The sequence below is a fragment of the Candidatus Bathyarchaeota archaeon genome, from assembly GCA_026014725.1.
Taxonomy (GTDB): Archaea; Thermoproteota; Bathyarchaeia; order Bathyarchaeales; family Bathycorpusculaceae; genus Bathycorpusculum.
On record JAOZHV010000044.1, the window covers coordinates 235,900 to 252,600 of the forward strand.

General features: G+C 43.3%; 20 protein-coding genes. 10 read left to right on the forward strand and 10 right to left on the reverse strand.

Annotation, left to right across the window (positions count from 1 at the left end):
- Nucleotides 1-134: 134 nt before the first annotated feature.
- Nucleotides 135-440, forward strand: coding sequence for a translation initiation factor eIF-1A (gene eif1A, locus NWE95_08720; protein ID MCW4003976.1), 306 nt, complete (start codon nucleotides 135-137; stop codon nucleotides 438-440).
- Nucleotides 441-694: 254 nt separating this feature from the next.
- On the opposite strand, the gene NWE95_08725 is transcribed toward eif1A, so the two are convergent.
- Nucleotides 695-3,262, reverse strand: a complete 2,568-nt coding sequence (locus NWE95_08725) for a PQQ-binding-like beta-propeller repeat protein (protein MCW4003977.1) — start codon at nucleotides 3,260-3,262, stop codon at nucleotides 695-697.
- Between the two features lie 230 nt (nucleotides 3,263-3,492).
- On the opposite strand from NWE95_08725, the gene NWE95_08730 reads away from it, so the two are divergent.
- The 3 genes from NWE95_08730 (at nucleotide 3,493) to NWE95_08740 (ending at nucleotide 5,886) form a co-directional block, all read left to right on the forward strand.
- The gene (locus NWE95_08730) at nucleotides 3,493-4,278 is read left to right on the forward strand and encodes a serine protein kinase RIO (protein MCW4003978.1); all 786 of its coding nucleotides are present in this window, start codon (nucleotides 3,493-3,495) and stop codon (nucleotides 4,276-4,278) included.
- A complete protein-coding gene (locus NWE95_08735) occupies nucleotides 4,278-4,856 on the forward strand; it encodes a KH domain-containing protein (GenBank protein MCW4003979.1) in 579 nt (192 codons plus the stop codon). Before NWE95_08730 ends, NWE95_08735 begins: the two co-directional genes overlap by 1 nt.
- 106 nt (nucleotides 4,857-4,962) lie before the next feature.
- A complete protein-coding gene (locus NWE95_08740) occupies nucleotides 4,963-5,886 on the forward strand; it encodes a hypothetical protein (protein MCW4003980.1) in 924 nt (307 codons plus the stop codon).
- Nucleotides 5,887-5,959: 73 nt separating this feature from the next.
- Here the strand turns inward: NWE95_08740 and NWE95_08745 are convergent, their stop codons facing one another.
- The 4 genes from NWE95_08745 to NWE95_08760 all read right to left on the reverse strand — a co-directional run bounded on the left by NWE95_08745 (nucleotide 5,960) and on the right by NWE95_08760 (nucleotide 7,941).
- Nucleotides 5,960-6,391, reverse strand: a complete 432-nt coding sequence (locus NWE95_08745) for a hypothetical protein (GenBank protein MCW4003981.1) — start codon at nucleotides 6,389-6,391, stop codon at nucleotides 5,960-5,962.
- Nucleotides 6,392-6,534: 143 nt separating this feature from the next.
- On the reverse strand, nucleotides 6,535-7,053 hold the full coding sequence (locus NWE95_08750) for a hypothetical protein (protein ID MCW4003982.1): 519 nt from the start codon (nucleotides 7,051-7,053) through the stop codon (nucleotides 6,535-6,537).
- A gap of 28 nt (nucleotides 7,054-7,081) precedes the next feature.
- Nucleotides 7,082-7,405, reverse strand: coding sequence for a Rieske (2Fe-2S) protein (locus tag NWE95_08755; GenBank protein ID MCW4003983.1), 324 nt, complete (start codon nucleotides 7,403-7,405; stop codon nucleotides 7,082-7,084).
- Nucleotides 7,406-7,473: 68 nt separating this feature from the next.
- Nucleotides 7,474-7,941 (reverse strand): DUF3795 domain-containing protein, encoded by a 468-nt coding sequence (locus tag NWE95_08760; protein MCW4003984.1) that lies wholly within the window; start codon nucleotides 7,939-7,941, stop codon nucleotides 7,474-7,476.
- 211 nt (nucleotides 7,942-8,152) lie between these two features.
- Between NWE95_08760 and NWE95_08765 the strand changes: the two genes are divergently transcribed.
- Nucleotides 8,153-9,667, forward strand: coding sequence for an amidophosphoribosyltransferase (locus tag NWE95_08765; protein ID MCW4003985.1), 1,515 nt, complete (start codon nucleotides 8,153-8,155; stop codon nucleotides 9,665-9,667).
- Here the strand turns inward: NWE95_08765 and NWE95_08770 are convergent.
- Complete coding sequence (locus NWE95_08770; GenBank protein ID MCW4003986.1) at nucleotides 9,641-9,865, reverse strand: hypothetical protein; 225 nt, start codon at nucleotides 9,863-9,865, stop codon at nucleotides 9,641-9,643. The two genes, NWE95_08765 and NWE95_08770, sit on opposite strands and share 27 nt — an antisense overlap.
- Between NWE95_08770 and NWE95_08775 the strand changes: the two genes are divergently transcribed.
- On the forward strand, nucleotides 9,864-11,078 hold the full coding sequence (locus NWE95_08775) for a hypothetical protein (protein ID MCW4003987.1): 1,215 nt from the start codon (nucleotides 9,864-9,866) through the stop codon (nucleotides 11,076-11,078). The two genes, NWE95_08770 and NWE95_08775, sit on opposite strands and share 2 nt — an antisense overlap.
- A gap of 200 nt (nucleotides 11,079-11,278) precedes the next feature.
- Here NWE95_08775 and NWE95_08780 read toward each other — a convergent pair whose 3' ends face one another.
- Entirely contained in the window at nucleotides 11,279-11,692 is a 414-nt protein-coding gene (locus tag NWE95_08780; protein ID MCW4003988.1) for a CBS domain-containing protein, read from the reverse strand.
- A gap of 202 nt (nucleotides 11,693-11,894) precedes the next feature.
- Here NWE95_08780 and NWE95_08785 point away from each other — a divergent pair, with 202 nt between their 5' ends.
- Together NWE95_08785 and NWE95_08790 are read left to right on the forward strand one after the other, a co-directional pair.
- The gene (locus NWE95_08785; GenBank protein ID MCW4003989.1) at nucleotides 11,895-12,017 is read left to right on the forward strand and encodes a hypothetical protein; all 123 of its coding nucleotides are present in this window, start codon (nucleotides 11,895-11,897) and stop codon (nucleotides 12,015-12,017) included.
- A gap of 4 nt (nucleotides 12,018-12,021) precedes the next feature.
- Complete coding sequence (locus NWE95_08790) at nucleotides 12,022-12,765, forward strand: class I SAM-dependent methyltransferase (GenBank protein ID MCW4003990.1); 744 nt, start codon at nucleotides 12,022-12,024, stop codon at nucleotides 12,763-12,765.
- Nucleotides 12,766-12,944: 179 nt separating this feature from the next.
- Here NWE95_08790 and NWE95_08795 read toward each other — a convergent pair whose 3' ends face one another.
- Nucleotides 12,945-13,334 carry a hypothetical protein gene (locus tag NWE95_08795; protein ID MCW4003991.1) on the reverse strand — a complete coding sequence of 130 codons (390 nt, stop codon included), beginning with the start codon at nucleotides 13,332-13,334 and terminating at the stop codon, nucleotides 12,945-12,947.
- A gap of 177 nt (nucleotides 13,335-13,511) precedes the next feature.
- Here NWE95_08795 and NWE95_08800 point away from each other — a divergent pair, with 177 nt between their 5' ends.
- Entirely contained in the window at nucleotides 13,512-14,291 is a 780-nt protein-coding gene (locus NWE95_08800) for a hypothetical protein (GenBank protein ID MCW4003992.1), read from the forward strand.
- 426 nt (nucleotides 14,292-14,717) lie between these two features.
- On the opposite strand, the gene NWE95_08805 is transcribed toward NWE95_08800, so the two are convergent.
- Both NWE95_08805 and NWE95_08810 read right to left on the reverse strand, forming a co-directional pair.
- Nucleotides 14,718-15,992, reverse strand: a complete 1,275-nt coding sequence (locus tag NWE95_08805; protein ID MCW4003993.1) for a PQQ-binding-like beta-propeller repeat protein — start codon at nucleotides 15,990-15,992, stop codon at nucleotides 14,718-14,720.
- Between the two features lie 3 nt (nucleotides 15,993-15,995).
- Nucleotides 15,996-16,205 (reverse strand): hypothetical protein, encoded by a 210-nt coding sequence (locus NWE95_08810; protein MCW4003994.1) that lies wholly within the window; start codon nucleotides 16,203-16,205, stop codon nucleotides 15,996-15,998.
- A gap of 125 nt (nucleotides 16,206-16,330) precedes the next feature.
- On the opposite strand from NWE95_08810, the gene NWE95_08815 reads away from it, so the two are divergent.
- The gene (locus tag NWE95_08815) at nucleotides 16,331-16,474 is read left to right on the forward strand and encodes a hypothetical protein (protein MCW4003995.1); all 144 of its coding nucleotides are present in this window, start codon (nucleotides 16,331-16,333) and stop codon (nucleotides 16,472-16,474) included.
- Nucleotides 16,475-16,701: the final 227 nt, after the last annotated feature.

Genomic DNA, 16,701 nt, shown 5'->3' on the forward strand with positions numbered 1-16,701 from the left:
ACATGCGCAGTGTGTCTATTTTGCCTTAATTATGACTGCCTTTTTATTCTCTCTTTTGAATATGCATCTTCGATGAACATGCTTTTAAGCAAGATAGACCTATTCTTTTCAAATCAGAAAATTGGGGTCTAAGTTTGGGAAAGAAAAAAGTCTTAAGTGAAGGCGCAATCAGTGAAATGGTCTATCCTGGACAGGGTGAAGTCTTAGGCGTTGTAGTGAAACTGCTTGGCTTTGACCGAATATTGGTTAAATGTCAGGATGGCGCTGAACGGTTATGCCGAATTCGCGGCAAAATGAAGAGGCGCGTCTGGATTCGCGAGGGCGATATCGTTATTGTTTCGCCTTGGGACTTTCAAAGTGACAAACGTGGCGACGTGGTTTGGCGTTACACTCATGCGCAAGCTGACACTTTGAGGCGCAAGGGTATCTTAACCCTGTAATTTCAACAGTATATTCCCTTTCTAACCAGCTAAACTAAATATTCAATGCGATGGTAGTGTGTGCCCCCTGCATCTCCATCATGGATTTTTATAGTAACACTTACGTAGTGGCCTCAAAGTCTAAACGTATCGCATAGGCAAGATAATCGTTAGTGAACAAAGTAACCTGTTGCCTTTTTTGTCTATTAAAAAAGTTCGTGTTTCTTGCTTTGAGCCCAAAATAAAAAGAGAAAAGGGGTGGATTTGATTTGAGTTTAGCTTACTTTTTTGCGTACCAGCAGGATTATGACTACGCCGATGACTATGATGGCAACTATTATTGCTGCTACTGAAGGCAGGAAGTATTGTTCAACCACGGTTGGTGGCGCTTGAGTTGGTGCCGCTGTAGGTTCTGGTGCTTCATCTACTGCGAATGCTGTGGTTGCTTGTGATGGCCAGTATGATTCAGAGCCCATGAACGTGGCGTAGACTGTGTATTTGCCCGAGATGTCGGGTGTCCATTGTAGACTGTAGAAGCCCGTAGCGTCTGTGGTCGCAGTTCCTATACTGCGGTAGTTGTTGTTAGAGTCAACTACGAATATTTCGACTGGAACACCTTTAACGTCAGTTGGTTTCGGCTGGTCCATGTAGACATATTCCATCCACTTACTCATGCTTGCATCAGAGACCACTGGAACACCGTTGGGGAAGCGTGCTGCTTGTTCTGCCTGTAAAGTGCCTGCGGCGATGTCAGATACTGTGCCAGTAATAAGTACGCTTTGGCATGGTGCTGCTGCGAGGTTTGGAGCAGACACTGTTGTCTTGCTTGGGCCTTTGCCTACACAGTAGATTTGGTTGTCATAGTAGTTGTAGTAGACTAAGAATCCGTCTGCTAGTGCCGCTGTTGATGTGCCTGTTCCACCAGTTTGGCCTGACCAGCTTAGCATCTTGTAGATTTCGTCGCCTGTGGTTGCGTTTAAGCAGTATATAGAGTAGCCTTTGTAAAGTGGCGCGTTTGGAGAGTGCTCATTGTTAAACGCATAGACTTTGCCTTCTGCTATTGCCGCTATGAAAATTGGCATCAAACCCCAAGAGGTATCCATGCCACTGTTTGTGTTGTTGTATTTCCAAAGTAGTGATCCATCTTTCACGTTATAGCAGAACAGTTCTCCGCCGAAGCCCTGAACATACAAGTTGCCGTAAGCTGTGACTCCTCTTTGACCGGCACCTGAACCGCTACTGAAGAATTGCATAGCACGTGTCGGTGTATTTGTTGGACCCCATAGAAGGTTGCCGTTTTCTAAGCTATATCCTAGCCACTGCATTGTTTCAGCATCAGTCATAGTCCAAACCCGGTTCACTGGATCTAGTGGTCCGAGTGTCCTAGAATTGTTGCCTGATGGTGCAGGGTAGGATTTCTTCCATAAGAGTTGTCCTTCTTGACCCGGCTTTAGGCTCATTGCCCAAACCGTGTAAGGATTAGGAGTGCCTCGTGTGCTTGCGACACCTGCAGTTATTGCACTGCTTCTGCCAAGGATAATGTCACCGGGTAAAACGTAGACGATGGAGGGCGCTTGATTTCCAGTTAAATCGGCTGTTATCGTTTTGTTCCATGAGTATGCTGTGCTTGTGTCGATTGTTTTTCCTACGGGTCGGTATTGTAAAGCGTTAGTTCCAGAACCAGGTAACCCTAAGGTTACGGTTGGTGCTGCTGTCCAGTTCCAGAGTGCTAGCCAGCCAGTTTTTGTGGTTGTGTTGTAGTTTAGTATGTATCTTACTATTTCGCCTTTTTCAGTGTATACGTTGGTTCCTGTGGGGACGTTTGTTAAGTTGAATAGCCAGTTGCTTGTTAGTGGGTCATATGCCATCCATGTGGTGCCTGAAACTTGCCATAAGTAGCCGTTTGGAATAACGCCGTGTTGGTTTGGTGATTCATAGCTGTAGAGTTCGCCATAGGTTGGATAGATGTTGGCATTTGTCCAAAGCACTTTGCCCGTGCGTAAATCAAGGGCTGTATATGCTCCTGAGGTGGGCATGTCACTTAGTGGTGCTTTGAAGAAGAGTTTGCCGTCTAGTATTATTGCGTTTTGGAATCTGCCTTGGTATGAGCCGCCTGAATAGTAGGTTGAGCTTTCGATGCCAGTGTTTGTTCCACCGACTATACCGCCTGACTCGATTGGGTAAGTCCACATGATGTGGGAACTACCAGGACCTGTACCACTTTGCTGCCATAGGTTATAGCCACCTTGCTGGAAGAGCCCAAATTGGTTTGAGCCACTGCCAAGCCAGTGTGATCCAATGGTAGACCAAATGTGGTTTTGTCCGAAGATTGGGCGGGTCCAATATTCAGTGGGCAACGGAGTATCGGGTGTAACGCTGATGGGTGCTTCTTGTACTGTGAGTGTTGTGGTTGCAGATGCGGCTAGGAATTTGGTGTTGTTGTATGCGGCGCTGATTGAACCCCAAGTGTATACCTGACCTGGATACTCAAATTTGAGGGTGTACGTTCCAACTTGAGTTGGCGTATAAGAGGTAAACTGTACGCCTGTGGTATCCCAGATTATGTCCCAACTCTTTGTTTCTGTGTCGCCGTTAGGTGCAGTGATTGTGAGTTTGTAGTTATGACGTCTAACATCGTTAGCTTCTGATGCGCCAGGTAAAGGAACATCGACAAGCATTGAAATGTATGTGGTTTGACCTACACCCACAGGGTCGGGTGCAACTGCAATGTAAGCGTACGAAGCCATTTCGCCAGAAACTTGTGCACTAGTAGAAACGAAAGTGATAGCGAGTGTTGAAATTAATACGAGCGCAATCAAAACTGCTGTTTTTTTAATTTGCATTCTTTTCTTCTCCTTAATTGGTGAGTAGTGAAGGTGGAGTTATGGCTAATAAGCATCACTCACGATAGGTGAGTAAAACGCGCAAAATCGAAAACAGCAGAAGGAACATAAAGAAAACTTTCAATCGGAATACTGGTTGCCTTCGAGAAGCACTTGCGCTTATGTTTTTAATGGTTTATTTGATTTAAGTGATTTTAAATAGTTGGCACGTCATAAGATGGTGAATATTTATGTCTAGAAAAGCTCAGGAACGCCTTGCACACCGCGAAAAAGCAGTGGAACGAAGAGACAGAATGCTTATTCATGACGTGTCCAACGAACGCGCAACTGTCGAAGAGGTCTTTGATCAGGCAACACGTATGGTTGTCTTTGAGATGCTAAATAATGGCATTTTTTATGAGTTAAATGGCGTTGTGAGTTCAGGTAAGGAGGCACGGGTTTACTGGGCTACTGACAAGGAAGGCAAGGATTTAGCAGTAAAAATTTACTTAACTTCATCTGCTGAATTCAAGAAAGGCATGCTCAAGTACATCGAGGGTGACCCCCGCTTCCAAGGCGTGAAGCGAGACACGCGCTCTTTGATTAGTGCTTGGGCGCAGAAAGAGTTCCGCAACCTAAAAGAAGCAACAGAAGCCAAAGTTCACGTTCCCCAACCCATAGCCGTAAAAAGCAACGTAGTAGTCATGGAGTTTCTAGGAAAGCAAGGCGTTACTGCACCTTCATTAAAAGAGCAGCCGCCTGAGAATCCTGAAAGAGTTTACCGTTTAATAGTTACTTATCTTAAACGTCTTTACCAGAAAGCCCAGCTTGTCCACGGTGACTTGAGCGAATACAACATTTTAATGTGGAAGGGCAAACCTGTAATTTTTGACATGTCTCAATCAGTTTCTGTGAAGCATCCGATGGCTGACTTCATGTTACGAAGGGATTTGACGAATTTGAATAGGTTCTTTAGTCGGCTAAACGTTAAAGTTATTCCAATTGAAGAATTGCACGATATGGTTGTTGGAAAGTAATGTCTGGTCCTGATACGTTTGTTAGAATTCCTAAAGAGCGCGTTGGCATTTTGATTGGTCCAGAAGGCAAAGTTAAACAGTACATAGAAAGCAGACTCACAGTCAAATTAAACATCGATAATGAAGGCAGCGTTACAATCACATTATCAGAAACAGCAACAGACCCCTCGTTGCTATTAAGAGCAAAAGACATCGTCACTGCCATTGGCAGAGGCTTCCCCCCAGAAACAGCCTTCCGCCTCATACGAAACGAAGATGACATTTTTGATGTTGTAGACTTGCGCTTGATTTTCGGGCGCTCAGAATCCGATATCAAACGTATAAAGGGCAGAATCATTGGTGCTGACGGCAAAACACGCAAACTCATCGAAGAACTAACAGAAGCTGACGTAGTAGTTTATGGACACACCATTGGCATAATCGGCAGTTTCGAACAAGCTGATTCTGCACGTAACGCTGTGCAAATGATTATTGACGGATGCCAGCACCACACTGTCTACAAGTATTTGCAACGTAAGCGCACAGAACTCAAGAAGGAAAAGCTGGAGTTATGGGAGAAACCTCCTGAAGAGAAGTAACGAGCCATCACCAACAGCCTTTTTCAGTATACGACCAATTTATGCCTTTTTAAGCAAAACTTTATAACATCGCCGAGCGTTTTGAGTTCTAAAAAGGTAGAGCAAATTGAAATTCGGTACATACATGTTTGAAGCAAAGAAAGTTCCAGGCTTCGACTTTGACCTTTTCCGAGTTAAACCAGAAGTAGGCAGACGAATGCCCCCCAAAGCAGACATGCACAGCAACATCGCCATCTTCGGAGACAACGTAACAGCACGCCTCCACCCAGACTGGATATCACAATCCGCACTAGGTCCAGCATGGAGAACAAACGACAACTTCAACGTACGCTGGGAAGTTCTCTGCGCAACTCAACCAGAACACCGCGCTGAGCAACTTGATTACATCGAAGACGTAGCACGTAAAAGCCAAGGAATCTGGCTAAACAGCATCCACTTCGCCGAACACGGACACTGCATATGCCCACGCTGCAAAGAACTCCACGCAAAAAGCGGTCTGAGTTGGTATGAATGGAGACGAAAAGAAATCACCGACTACATGGCACAAGTCAGCGATCGCGTACGCAACAAAGCAAAGAAACCACTCTACATCGGTGTCCTCCCAGACCCAGTCACAAACTATGAGCGCTTCGGCGTAAACTTCGATGATTTAGCACCACTCACCGACGAATTCCTCGTTGTCATGTTCAGCAAAAACTACGCAACACCATGGTACTGGGAAACCCTCACACGCAACTTCAAAAAACTCTTCAAAGACGTCAAACTGAACGCTGCACTCTACGTTATCGGTCCAGGCGACGACCCCAAAGAAACACCAACACCAAGCGAACTCTTAACCGTCTCAGTTCGCATGGCAAGAGCAGGCGTAGACGGCCTCTTATACCTCACAGACAAAGCGGCACAGATGGTTGAATTCCAAAAGAAAGCAATCGCAGAAAAGGACACACGGGAACGCCTAAAGAGCTACGGCGGCAAAGCGGGTCAAGAAGTTCTCGACCTCGTTACAAGCTGGGAAAAGATCGTAGGATAAGCCAAACAAACTATGCTGGCAATACAACCTAATGAGTGGTGAAAAACCACCAAGGTTGCCTTTTTATTATTTTTTAATGAATATAACCCAAATTTTTGACTTGCGTTTCGTTTATTTCTTTCATTGACTCATATTGTGCTTCAATGAGTATTTTGAGTGCTTCAATGTTCTTCTTTATGTCTTCCACTTCACCACTTTTTTGCAAGACCCCAGATTTGACAAGTTGCTCGTTAATTTTCTCAACGGAAACCTCAAGCACTTTAACTTTGAAAGCAAAAATCTGAAGCGTGTAGAGCAAACTCAACTGAGAATTTAAGCGTTCTAAACGGTACAAATCAAGCATCTGCCCGATGAACGCCTTCATTTTTTGCTCTTGCGTTGCTTCTGGCAATTTCTGTAACTGCTCATACAATGCTAATTGTTTTGTAGATGATTCTTTGGTTTCATCAACACTTTTTTGTATGCGTTTTGCTAGTTTATCTAGCATTTCTAACACTTCATCCAAGCCTTGTTATCCCTCGAACTACCGCTAATTCTGCTTTCAGAAAACTATAAAATCCATTATATATAGCTTAATAACAGCAAATTGCCAAATTTTAAGCAACTTCAGAAAATCTTGCCTCGTAGAAAATTTTCTTAATTCAAGTTTTATAGATGGCTCTTCCCAATCTCTTTGAGAACATTGGTTATGTCCCGATTTAAGAGTGACACCTGATTTTCCTTGTACTGAGAAAGCTTCAGCTTGGCTAGACCCTGCTTGATTTCCTGATTGTATTTGCTGGTTGTTTTCACTATTGTTTGGAGTCCTTGGATGGCCTGGCGGGAAGTTATGAATTTCTCGTCATTACAACAACGAAGGTACTTGCCGATTGCTTTGCTGAACCTGTCTTGCTTGTCCCAGCGTACGTTTTCTGCAAGAAGCATTATGCCTATGCTTCGCTGATAGGAGTTGTCGCTTGATAATCTTTCTTCCAACACATCCCAATAATTGTACACAATTGGTGACTCTTTGGAAAACGCTTGTAAGAGCAGAAATGCGTTGTATCTGATTTTGTCATCCTTTTCAGTTAAAAACGGTATAAGAAAATCTACGTCAGCGTTAGTTAATTTTTTGGATACTGCCGAAATTTGCTCCTTGGAGAGGTTTTTTAGTTCATCTAATTCCATGTTTTGTTCGCCACTTTTTTTGTGTATGTTAGAAGTCGTCGAACATTCTCATGAGCACTTGGCCGTTTTCGACTTTGCACTCAAAAGTCATTAACACTATCGATTTATTGCTTTGATACTGACCGTTACGTACATCAAAACTCCAACCGTGACAAGGGCAAGTCAAAATGTACCCATTGAGTTTTCCGTTAGCAAGAGAACAGCCCATGTGGGGGCAACGACTTGCAACACCATACACTTGTCCATCGCGTTTAATCAGTAGTACGCTTCTGCCCACAACTGTAACTGGCTTAATGGTGCCCTCTTTAACCTCTTCGGCACTTATAACAGGGATAAAATCGCTACCACTCATCCAAACCAACCTATTAGGGATTATTATACATGCGATAATTTAAACGCTCATCAATCGTAAATGAATTTTCATTTAGCTCCTTTAGGTGGGCTGTACCAAAGCCGTTTGCCCTCAACAAAAGCTTTAGTTCCATCGCGCTTGATTTTCCGCAGATTCTTTTTGTGAGCGTCTCCATGGACAGGAACCAGGAACTCTAGCTTTTCACACGTCTCAAAACCAGAACACAGCCAGCAGCCTTCAAAGCCCTTCTCTTGAGCGCATTTCCTGATTTTGCAGAACGGTGAACCACCGCCTCCTTTACATCCTTTCTTGCAACGAAACTTTACCATTGCGCCAAGAACTTTGTAGCATTCGTCATAATCCTTAAAGTCTTTACCGAATCCCCATTGAGATATGAACCCAGCGAATTTATCATATCTTGATTTGCGCAGTTCTTCCCGCAGGTCTCTTGCGAGGTCTGGGATTCGCCCATTGAACCCATGGCAATCTTCACAACAAAGACCACAATAAGCAAGTAAGCCTTCACGTTTTTCCACAGTTACCACCAAAAGATTAGTTTCCAGTTGACAGGATATAAAATAATTGTGCACTTAACCATATAAAAAAGGGTTTTCGGGTCTTCTTGTACTAAGTGTCCAGTTTGAGGTTTGAAAAATTTTGGTTTGTTATTTGCGGGATTAAAACCTGAAGACGGATAGTAAGCCTTTTAGGTTAAGTAGCGACATGCTAACTGCATTGGTGTTGTTCATGCTGGGCGGTTTATTCGGTGTCGCATCAAAAAATAGCTGCATTAAAGACTTGTTCTTTGGAACTGACTATAACACTCATTTAGGAACAGAGGTTGGCGGATTAGCCGTACTTGACGGTGACATCGAAACCATCTCCCACAATATCAGCAACAGCCAATTCAAGTCTCGCTTTGGCAAGTACTATGAAAAACTAAACGGCGAACTAGGCATCGGTGTAATTAGCGATACTCAAGAGGAGCAACCGATAAAGTTTGAGTCAAAAATCGGCACCTTCGCTTTATGCACTGTCGGCTTGATAAAAAACCCCCAACAAGTATATGCTTCCCTGACCGAGAATGGTGCAACCTTCAAAAAATCCATGCAAAAACATGGAACAAACATCTTAAACCAAACAGAGCTTGTTGGCGAGCTCATCTGCAGGGGAAACAGTATAGTTGATGGTATACAAAAAATGTACCAAGCCATCGAAGGCACAATCTCGTTGCTTTTGCTCTCAGAACGCGACCGAACTATTTACGCCGCAGGAGACACTTTTCCCCTCGTTGCAGGCTCAAAAGAGGGCAGTTGGGTTGTTGCTTCTGAAACCACAGCCTTTCCAAACCTAGGATACCATATCGACAAATTCCTTGATTACCGCGAAATCATTGCATTTGGGCAAAACGGCTTCGTAACCCGAATTAACACACAAGGAAAAAAGAAGTATTGCCCATTCCTGCACATCTACTCTGGTTTTCCAGCCTCAGATTTCTATGGCATAAACTCAGAAATTGTGCGAGAACGTTGCGGCGGCTTCTTAGCGGAGAACGACAACATTAAAGCAGACTTGGTTTTAGGAATCGCTGATTCAGGCCTACCGCATTCAGTTGGGTACGCCAAAAGAAAAATCGAGTTAACCAAGGAAACTGCCAAAAAAGCACTCGCAGATTTGAATGCTGGAAAGATAAGCCAAGAGGAATGCGAGAAGAAAATCAACGATGCAATGGATTTGATGGCTCCGCTTCGCCGTCCACTCGTAAAATACACTCCTGGCTGGGGCAGAAGCTACATTCCTCCTGTTCAGGAAAAACGTGAACTTGTTGCCCAATACAAGCAGGTACCGAATCCTCAGATGATTCGCGGAAAAAGCATTATTTTAGTTGATGACTCAATTAGGCGGGGGACTCAACTTCGCAATCTTTTACGCGAGAAGATTTTGCCCTTTGAGCCAAAAGAAATCCATGGACGCATAGCTTCGCCGCCTCAATTCCACCCGTGCATTTATGACCTTGCAACTAAACATAGCGACCTTGCCACTTACAGGAAAACTGAGGAGATAAAGCCAGGAACTAACCCCGTCGTCTCAGAACGCAGTGATTATGAGACAATGGTTGAGTCAATTAGGAAACGGATAGGGTTCACGACACTGCGCTTCTTAACGATTGAGGAAATGGTTAAGGCAGTGATTGAAGCACCGAACAATAAGGGGCTCAAAAAAGAAGATTTATGTTTATACTGTTGGACTGGCTGTTTCTAAGGTTTCTTGCTTGAGCAGTAACCCTCTTGACATTATTGACTTGGTTTCCTTATGTAAATTATCATTCAAAAATTTAGTCAAACTTTCTTGACTAACCATTGATTTGGCTTGCTCAAAGTTTCTTGACGAAAAACGCTTTAAGGCTGCAATCGCCCGCCATTGATTGATAGATATGAAAGCCTTCGCTGCTCTAATCATGGCAACCCTCATAGTTACAGTTCCACTTGTTGCCCTGTCAACTTTTGCTTATGCTACGCCTTCGGTAGGAGTCAAAGAAGGTGACTGGATTGAGTACAACGTTAACGTGAGTGGCGTTGGGACTCCTCCTCCAACACACGATGTCAGATGGTTTAAGATAGAAGTGCTGTCCGTTGAGAGCACAGCGTTCTCAGTGAATCTAACTTCTAGGTATGCTAACGGAACATTAGGCAATGCTATTTGGAAGTTTAACTTTACTGAAGGCAATGTTGGCGGATGGATAATCATTCCCTCCAACCTTAGTCCAGGAGACACGTTTTACGATTCTTCAATACACAACAAAAAACCTGTTAACGTAACCATCCAAAGCCAAGAACAAAAAACAGTGTTAGGGGCTATCCGAACTGTAACATATGGCAACGACTCGTTTAGACACAAAGAATGGGATAAAGCCACTGGCGTGTTTGTTGCCTCCTCTGAAGTCTATAGAAACATTACAAACAAGGATGGCTGGTACATTGAGGACTTGACGGTCACAATAGAAGCAATTGCCACTAACATGTGGAGCCCTCAGATTCAGGTATTAAATCAGACTTTGTTCTACTTGGTAGTTGCGTTGAGTGTAGTTGTAGCAGTGCTGGCGTCCTCCACGCTGTTTCTATTTGTAAGAGGCAAAAATCTGAGAAGACCAGCGTTGCGTCGCCCTTCACAAGGCAAAATTGCACTAATAACCATTCTCACGGTGGTTTTGGCAGAAATTTTGAGTATACTTTTCTTTCCTTTTTATCACGTTGGTTTGACTATAGCCGAAATTAACCTTATCATGCAAACCATTTGGACAGCGCTAGTTATACTGAGCATGTGGTTTAGGCTGAGAGGCAACTACTTTGTCCATCAAATAATAATGTTGATAGTGGTCTGCGCATGGATAGTTGGCTTCTCTTCAGTGTTGCTTATGGATCCCTTCAGCGGCAGTTCCTCAGAAACATTTGCCAGTACACCTTTGCGGTTGGTGATGAACAGTTTACACGCTATCTTTTCGGTTCCAGCATTAGTTTTTTCGGCATGGCTTGTGGCGCTTTGGCGTCCGCAGTCAACAACGTTTGCGGTTAAAAGCAGAAAAATAGCGCTATTAACAATCGCTTTTTGGATACCGTCGTATGTGGTGGGCGTTTTGGATTTTATGGTTCTTCACACAACCATTTTTGGATGAACCATTTTTTTAGTCTTTGCTGTTTTTTCTAGTAGTTGTTGTGAGTGCCCCTCCCCCTTACAACAACAATCAGCGGGTTGTGGGAAACGTTGCTTTTTGGCATCAGATTGAGAGGTGGATTGCTTGCTGGTTGTGGACGTTGCCACAAGTAGAAACGCCTATTAATCTTCCAGAAAGCAAGTTCACGTTATCGCGGTAAGCTATGAGTGTGAAGTGGTTTCTTTTTTGGTATGCCCAGCGAAACTTGCGAGTAACAATCGTCTTTCAGTTACTAATCCAAGGATGCTCTTGCCTTTAACAACGATGAGTCTTCTTATGTTGTTATCCTTCATAATTTTGAGTGCATCTTGAATCGTTCTATCATAGTGTATAGTGATTACAGGCGAAGTCATTATGTCCTGAGCGACTAAACCGTATAGGTCTCTTTTTCCAAGAGAAACCCGCTCTATTATGTCTCTTTCAGTCACAATGCCTAAGACTTCAAAATCTCTGGTTACTATAACAGCACCTATGTTCTGCTTAGTCATTATTGAGGCAATCTCAGTGACAGGCGTTGAGGCACTAACTGACGGAACGGACAGCCTAGCTATTGAACCAACAATCTGATTAGACAATTCAGTAGCTTCCCTTATTTCCTTACTATGGATATATTCTCTTTGGCGCTTAATTAGTGTGAGGGCGCACCAAAAAATCAAACTCTTGTAATACTAAACCATTCTAATGGACCGGCGATTTTAACCCCCACCCCCCGACAAGCTCGAGGTCCCGCTCGAAAGCACCTCTTTTCTTTGTGAAGATTACTAAAAGCGAAACACAATGGAACAAGCAGCCGCCAAATACTTTATTATTACCGCATTATTCTCCATAGCAATCATTAATGGCTGGTATTATAATGAAGTCACCATTCCTAAAGGAGGCTTAAATCACGGAATTCTTTGAACTTATGAGCATCTCACACCGCTATATGGAGATACTCAACCCCTCTACACCCGAAAAAATTATCAAACTCGGCAAACTGCTCAAGTTAAAAAAAGGCAGTCGGGTTATCGACTTCGGTTGTGGTTGCGCTGAATCGCTCATTCTCTGGGCTGAGGAATTCGGTATCACCGGTATTGGCATAGATATATCCAAAGATTTCTGCGACCGAGCCAGAGATAAGCTGGCCAAGAGAGGGCTGTGGGACCAAATCGAAATCGTATGCTCTCCCGCGGCTGACTACGTGTTCAAAGAGGAGGTCTTCGATGCCGCAACATGCCTTGGGGCAACTTTTGCTTTTGGCGGCTTCCAACATACAATCCAGGCGATGAAGCGGACTGTGCATCAGAATGGACGCCTCGGCATCGGTGAAACTCACTGGCTTAGCAATCAAGTACATCCGCAATATGCCCAAAAACAGACAACTACCCACACGGAACCAGAACTGGCTCAATTTACCCGAAATGAAGGATATGAACTCGAAGGCATCATCCGTTCCAGCCGTGACGACTGGGACAGGTACATTTCGGATAGTTGGTATGGACTGATACGTTGGCTTGAAGAAAACCCCAACCACCCTGATTATGCACAGGTATTCAAATACTTCCGCACCGACCAAGATGATTATTTACAGTTCCAAAGTCAATATATGGGCTGGGCTATGTACTGCCTCGCCCCACTGAAAGCTCATCTGCCAAGCAGTCAATTATAAAATATGAAATTTGATTCTTATGAGCCACCTTTTAATTGTTCCGAAAAAGAAAGTTCTGGTGGACCGGGGGATTTGAACCCTGACCTCTTGCGACAAAACCAAATGCTCATATGGTTCGGATAAATCTAAAGTTACGTTCCTTTAACGAAGGCAAGCACTGGTGTAAAATGCATGTTTTTCTATTCCTTTACATTTTTACTTTTCTTATACTGTTGTTCCATAAATTGCACATATTGTTTGAAGGACAATTTTGGGGTGATCCATTCACAAATTGACTCGCCGCATGTTTTCTTAACGTGAAAAAAAAGTTTTTCCCTGCATAGAATTTCCATTTGTGCAGCGCCTGATTTTAGCAGGTCTTCGAGGGCTTTTGAAAAGTCTTCGATTCGTTGCGGAATCCCTTTTTTGTCAATGTGATATTTGCTATTGAGGTAAGAGTAGATTGCTGTTTTTGGCTTTTCTCCAAGTGTTGAGAGGGCTTCATCAATTGCTTTAACGGCTAGGCTGTCGAAGTCTTCAAAAACTGTGTTTTCTGATTGTTTTTTATTTTCCGCTGGTTCGCTAATCATTTGGTCACCTTTCAATTTAAAGCGTTATTGCCATAGTTTTTGGTTTATAAGCTGTTGTTGGTGGAAATTCTTCCACTTGAAAGACGCTTACAGAGAACACTTTATATATCACACATCTTATGTCTAACGAAACACTACATCTCTGTTTAACCTGTGCCCCGGGAGAGTAAAACCACATTGGACAAAAACGACGAAAGCACAAAAATAATGATCGCTTTTGGTCTCAAACGATCTCAAGCACGAACATACTTGACCCTTCTAGACATAGGGGTTGCCTCGGTAAAAGAAGTGGCAAAGAAGTCAACTGTAGCCCGACCTGACACTTATCGTGCACTAATAGATTTGCAAGAACTTGGTCTGGTTGAAAAAATCGTAACGTTCCCAACAAAGTTCAAACCTCTCCCCATTGCAGATGCAGTAAGCATTCTTATGCTGAGAAGAAATAAAGAAACTGTTGAGTTAGGCAAAAGAGCTAGCGCGCTCATCGGACTTTTAAGCGAAAGGACATTACACACACAGTGGTCAGAAGACAGCCAATTAACTACTATCCTTGGAGGAGATGCAATTATCGCTAAACTGCATAAAATTATGCGAAACTCAAAGGAACAAATTTGCGTCTTATGTTCAAAGAAGGAATTTTTCCAATGCAAACAACTTATCCTTGAAAACTTTCAGAACCCTTTATGCAACACAATAGTTCTCAGGGTTATGACTGAAGACCACGCAGGTCCTCGTGAATCAAAGGAAATTCGCGAGTTAAAGAAAAACCCTAATATCCAAATAAAATATCTTGATTCAGTACCCTCTGTTTGCTTTGCTGTTTTTGACAAAAAAGAGATTATTCTTATTAACACTCCTGAATTTGGATTTTCAAACTCATCTGTGATCTGGTCAAACAACCCCCGCCTCATAGAATTAGCCCAAAGCTACTTTGAACACATCTGGAACCAAACATAACAAATTAAATCCTGCTCCCCTTTGCCAAAATAAACTTTTTTGACCTAAAAAAGGGTTAGAAATCATTAACCGAAGATGTCACTGCCTAGAAAAAATCAAAAACTTCAAAATCATAAAGAGCGCTGAGACAAAAATTAGTAAAAAAAGTAACGGTAAAAGTGGACCAAGGGATTTGAACCCCAACTGGTGGCGGCATCGCCAAATTCTGCCTCTTCTACGCAGACAATTTCCCTTTTTTAGACAGAAAAAAGGATTTTTTCTAATTAAAGAGCATAAAGGCAATTTTATTTTCTTGAAAATAGTAAGCAGGTATTGTGTCTTGTTTTGTAGTGTCTTGAGAGCTAACTCGCTTTGTTGTCTTTTCTCTGTGGCGTTGGAGTTAAGGATGGCAGGTGCGTAAGTTGGGTGAACCTGAAGCTGAAACCGTTAATCAGCTATCGCCGTTTTGGACGTTTGGAACCCTGTTTTTCCTCTAACCACGAACATAGCGGCAGCTAAAACCACCACGGTAGCCACAACCGCAACGACGATTACCCAGCTATCAACGCCACCAAATTGACCTGCCGCCTTCGAAGACCCCAAAGCGTACACATTGTGGTCCCATGATGCAATGTAAACGATTCCATCCGAGACTGCGGGCGAGGAGTTGATGTGAGCTTGTGTCGTGTACGTCCAGATTTCCGCGCCATCTGTCGCGTTGAGACAGTAAATGTTGCCGTCCCAGCCGCCGATATAAACATAGTCACCGGCCACGGCGGGAGAGGAATAGATACCATCGTAGGTTTGGTAGTTCCAGACTTTTTCTCCAGTTTGCGTGTTTAAGCAGTAGACATTTTTATCTGGGGTATCGGATACGCCTGAACCTACGTAGATGTACCCGTTGGCGACGGCAGGTGAAGAGTCAACCCAACTTTCTATCCAAGAGTTCCACACCTTTTCGCCAGTTAAAGCGTTTAAGCAATAGATGTTGCTGTCCTGTGAACCTATGTAGACATATCCATCTACGACTGCAGGGGAAGATTGTATGGTTTTATCTGTAGCATAACTCCAGATTTTTTCTCCTGATGTAGCATCAAGGCAGTAAACGTTTTTGTCAGCTGAACCAAAATAAACTCTGCCATCCACAACTGCAGGAGAAGAATCCACTAACGCACCTGTAGTGTAATTCCAAATCTTTTTGCCTGATAGTGCATCTATACAGTAGAGGTCTCCATCCCAAGAACCGATGTAAACACGACCATTTGCGACTGCTGGAGACGACTGAATACTATTTCTCGTTGAATAAGACCACACGATTCTACCGTCAGCAGCATCTAAACAGTATACATAACCGTTAAAGCTCCCAAAGTAGAGTTGTCCCTCAGAATAAGCTATAGAGGAACTTACTATCGACCTAAAGCTTAAGCTAACTTTCCATACTTGGGAGCCATCCTTTGCGTTAAGACAATAGATTGAGCCAGCGTTAGATGCAATGTAGACTTTTCCATCTACAATCGTTGGGGATGCACCTATAGTTGATCCCGTGTCAAATTTCCAGAGCACCTCATTCGATGTTGCAGGAGCCGTAGTTGAGTAGCCAGTGTGTTTTAAATCTCCGCGAAACATCGACCAATCATCGCCCGAAGAAGCTGCTAATACATTCGCGAAAAATGGCGACAACACAACTGCAAGAAATAAGACGGCAAGCATTTGTTTTTTCATTTTTCATCGATTCCGTTCTGTTGCTTCAATTTTTATACTCTCGAGAGCTATTCCGCTGTAATTCGTTTTGCTTATTTCTTTATCTTCACCGATGATTTCCACTTTAAAGCCTGCTTGCTGTATTTTATCTAAGTAATATTCTTCTGCATTGCACCGTTCACGCATCCAAAAAACCAAATCTACATCTTTTGGGCAGTTTGGGCTTATGACCAAAATTGTTATTCACGTCCCTTCTTGGTTGTCTGCGCCCTTTTTAGGGGGATTTGTTATTAAAAGATTTACCCAAATCTATCCCTGACCAACAGCTGTTAAAAAATTCCTTAAATGCGCGATGCTAGATGAGCATAGATCCTAGCATTAACAGCGCCTTCGACGACCCCGCCTCGGTTTTGGGTTATCAAGAAGAGCAGTTAGCGAAGTTTAGGGAAGTAAGAGACCAGATTGAGGCGAAGATTACGTCTTGGCTCAAAACAAGGGCGTAATTCAAGTTAATGGTTGATTAATGAACTGATATTCCCCTCAAGTATTTAGTCGAGTGTTTCCCATACAGCGTCAGCCTTTACTTTCAATTCCCGTTTCTTGGGATTTTTTCAATGCACCTGCAAGCTCATAGAATCAGGCTTTGAGTTCGTATGCGACTTTGACCGCAACAAAATCTTCAGAAAACGCAAATAACAAGGTTAACCACAGCAACCGCCAGAGTACCGGG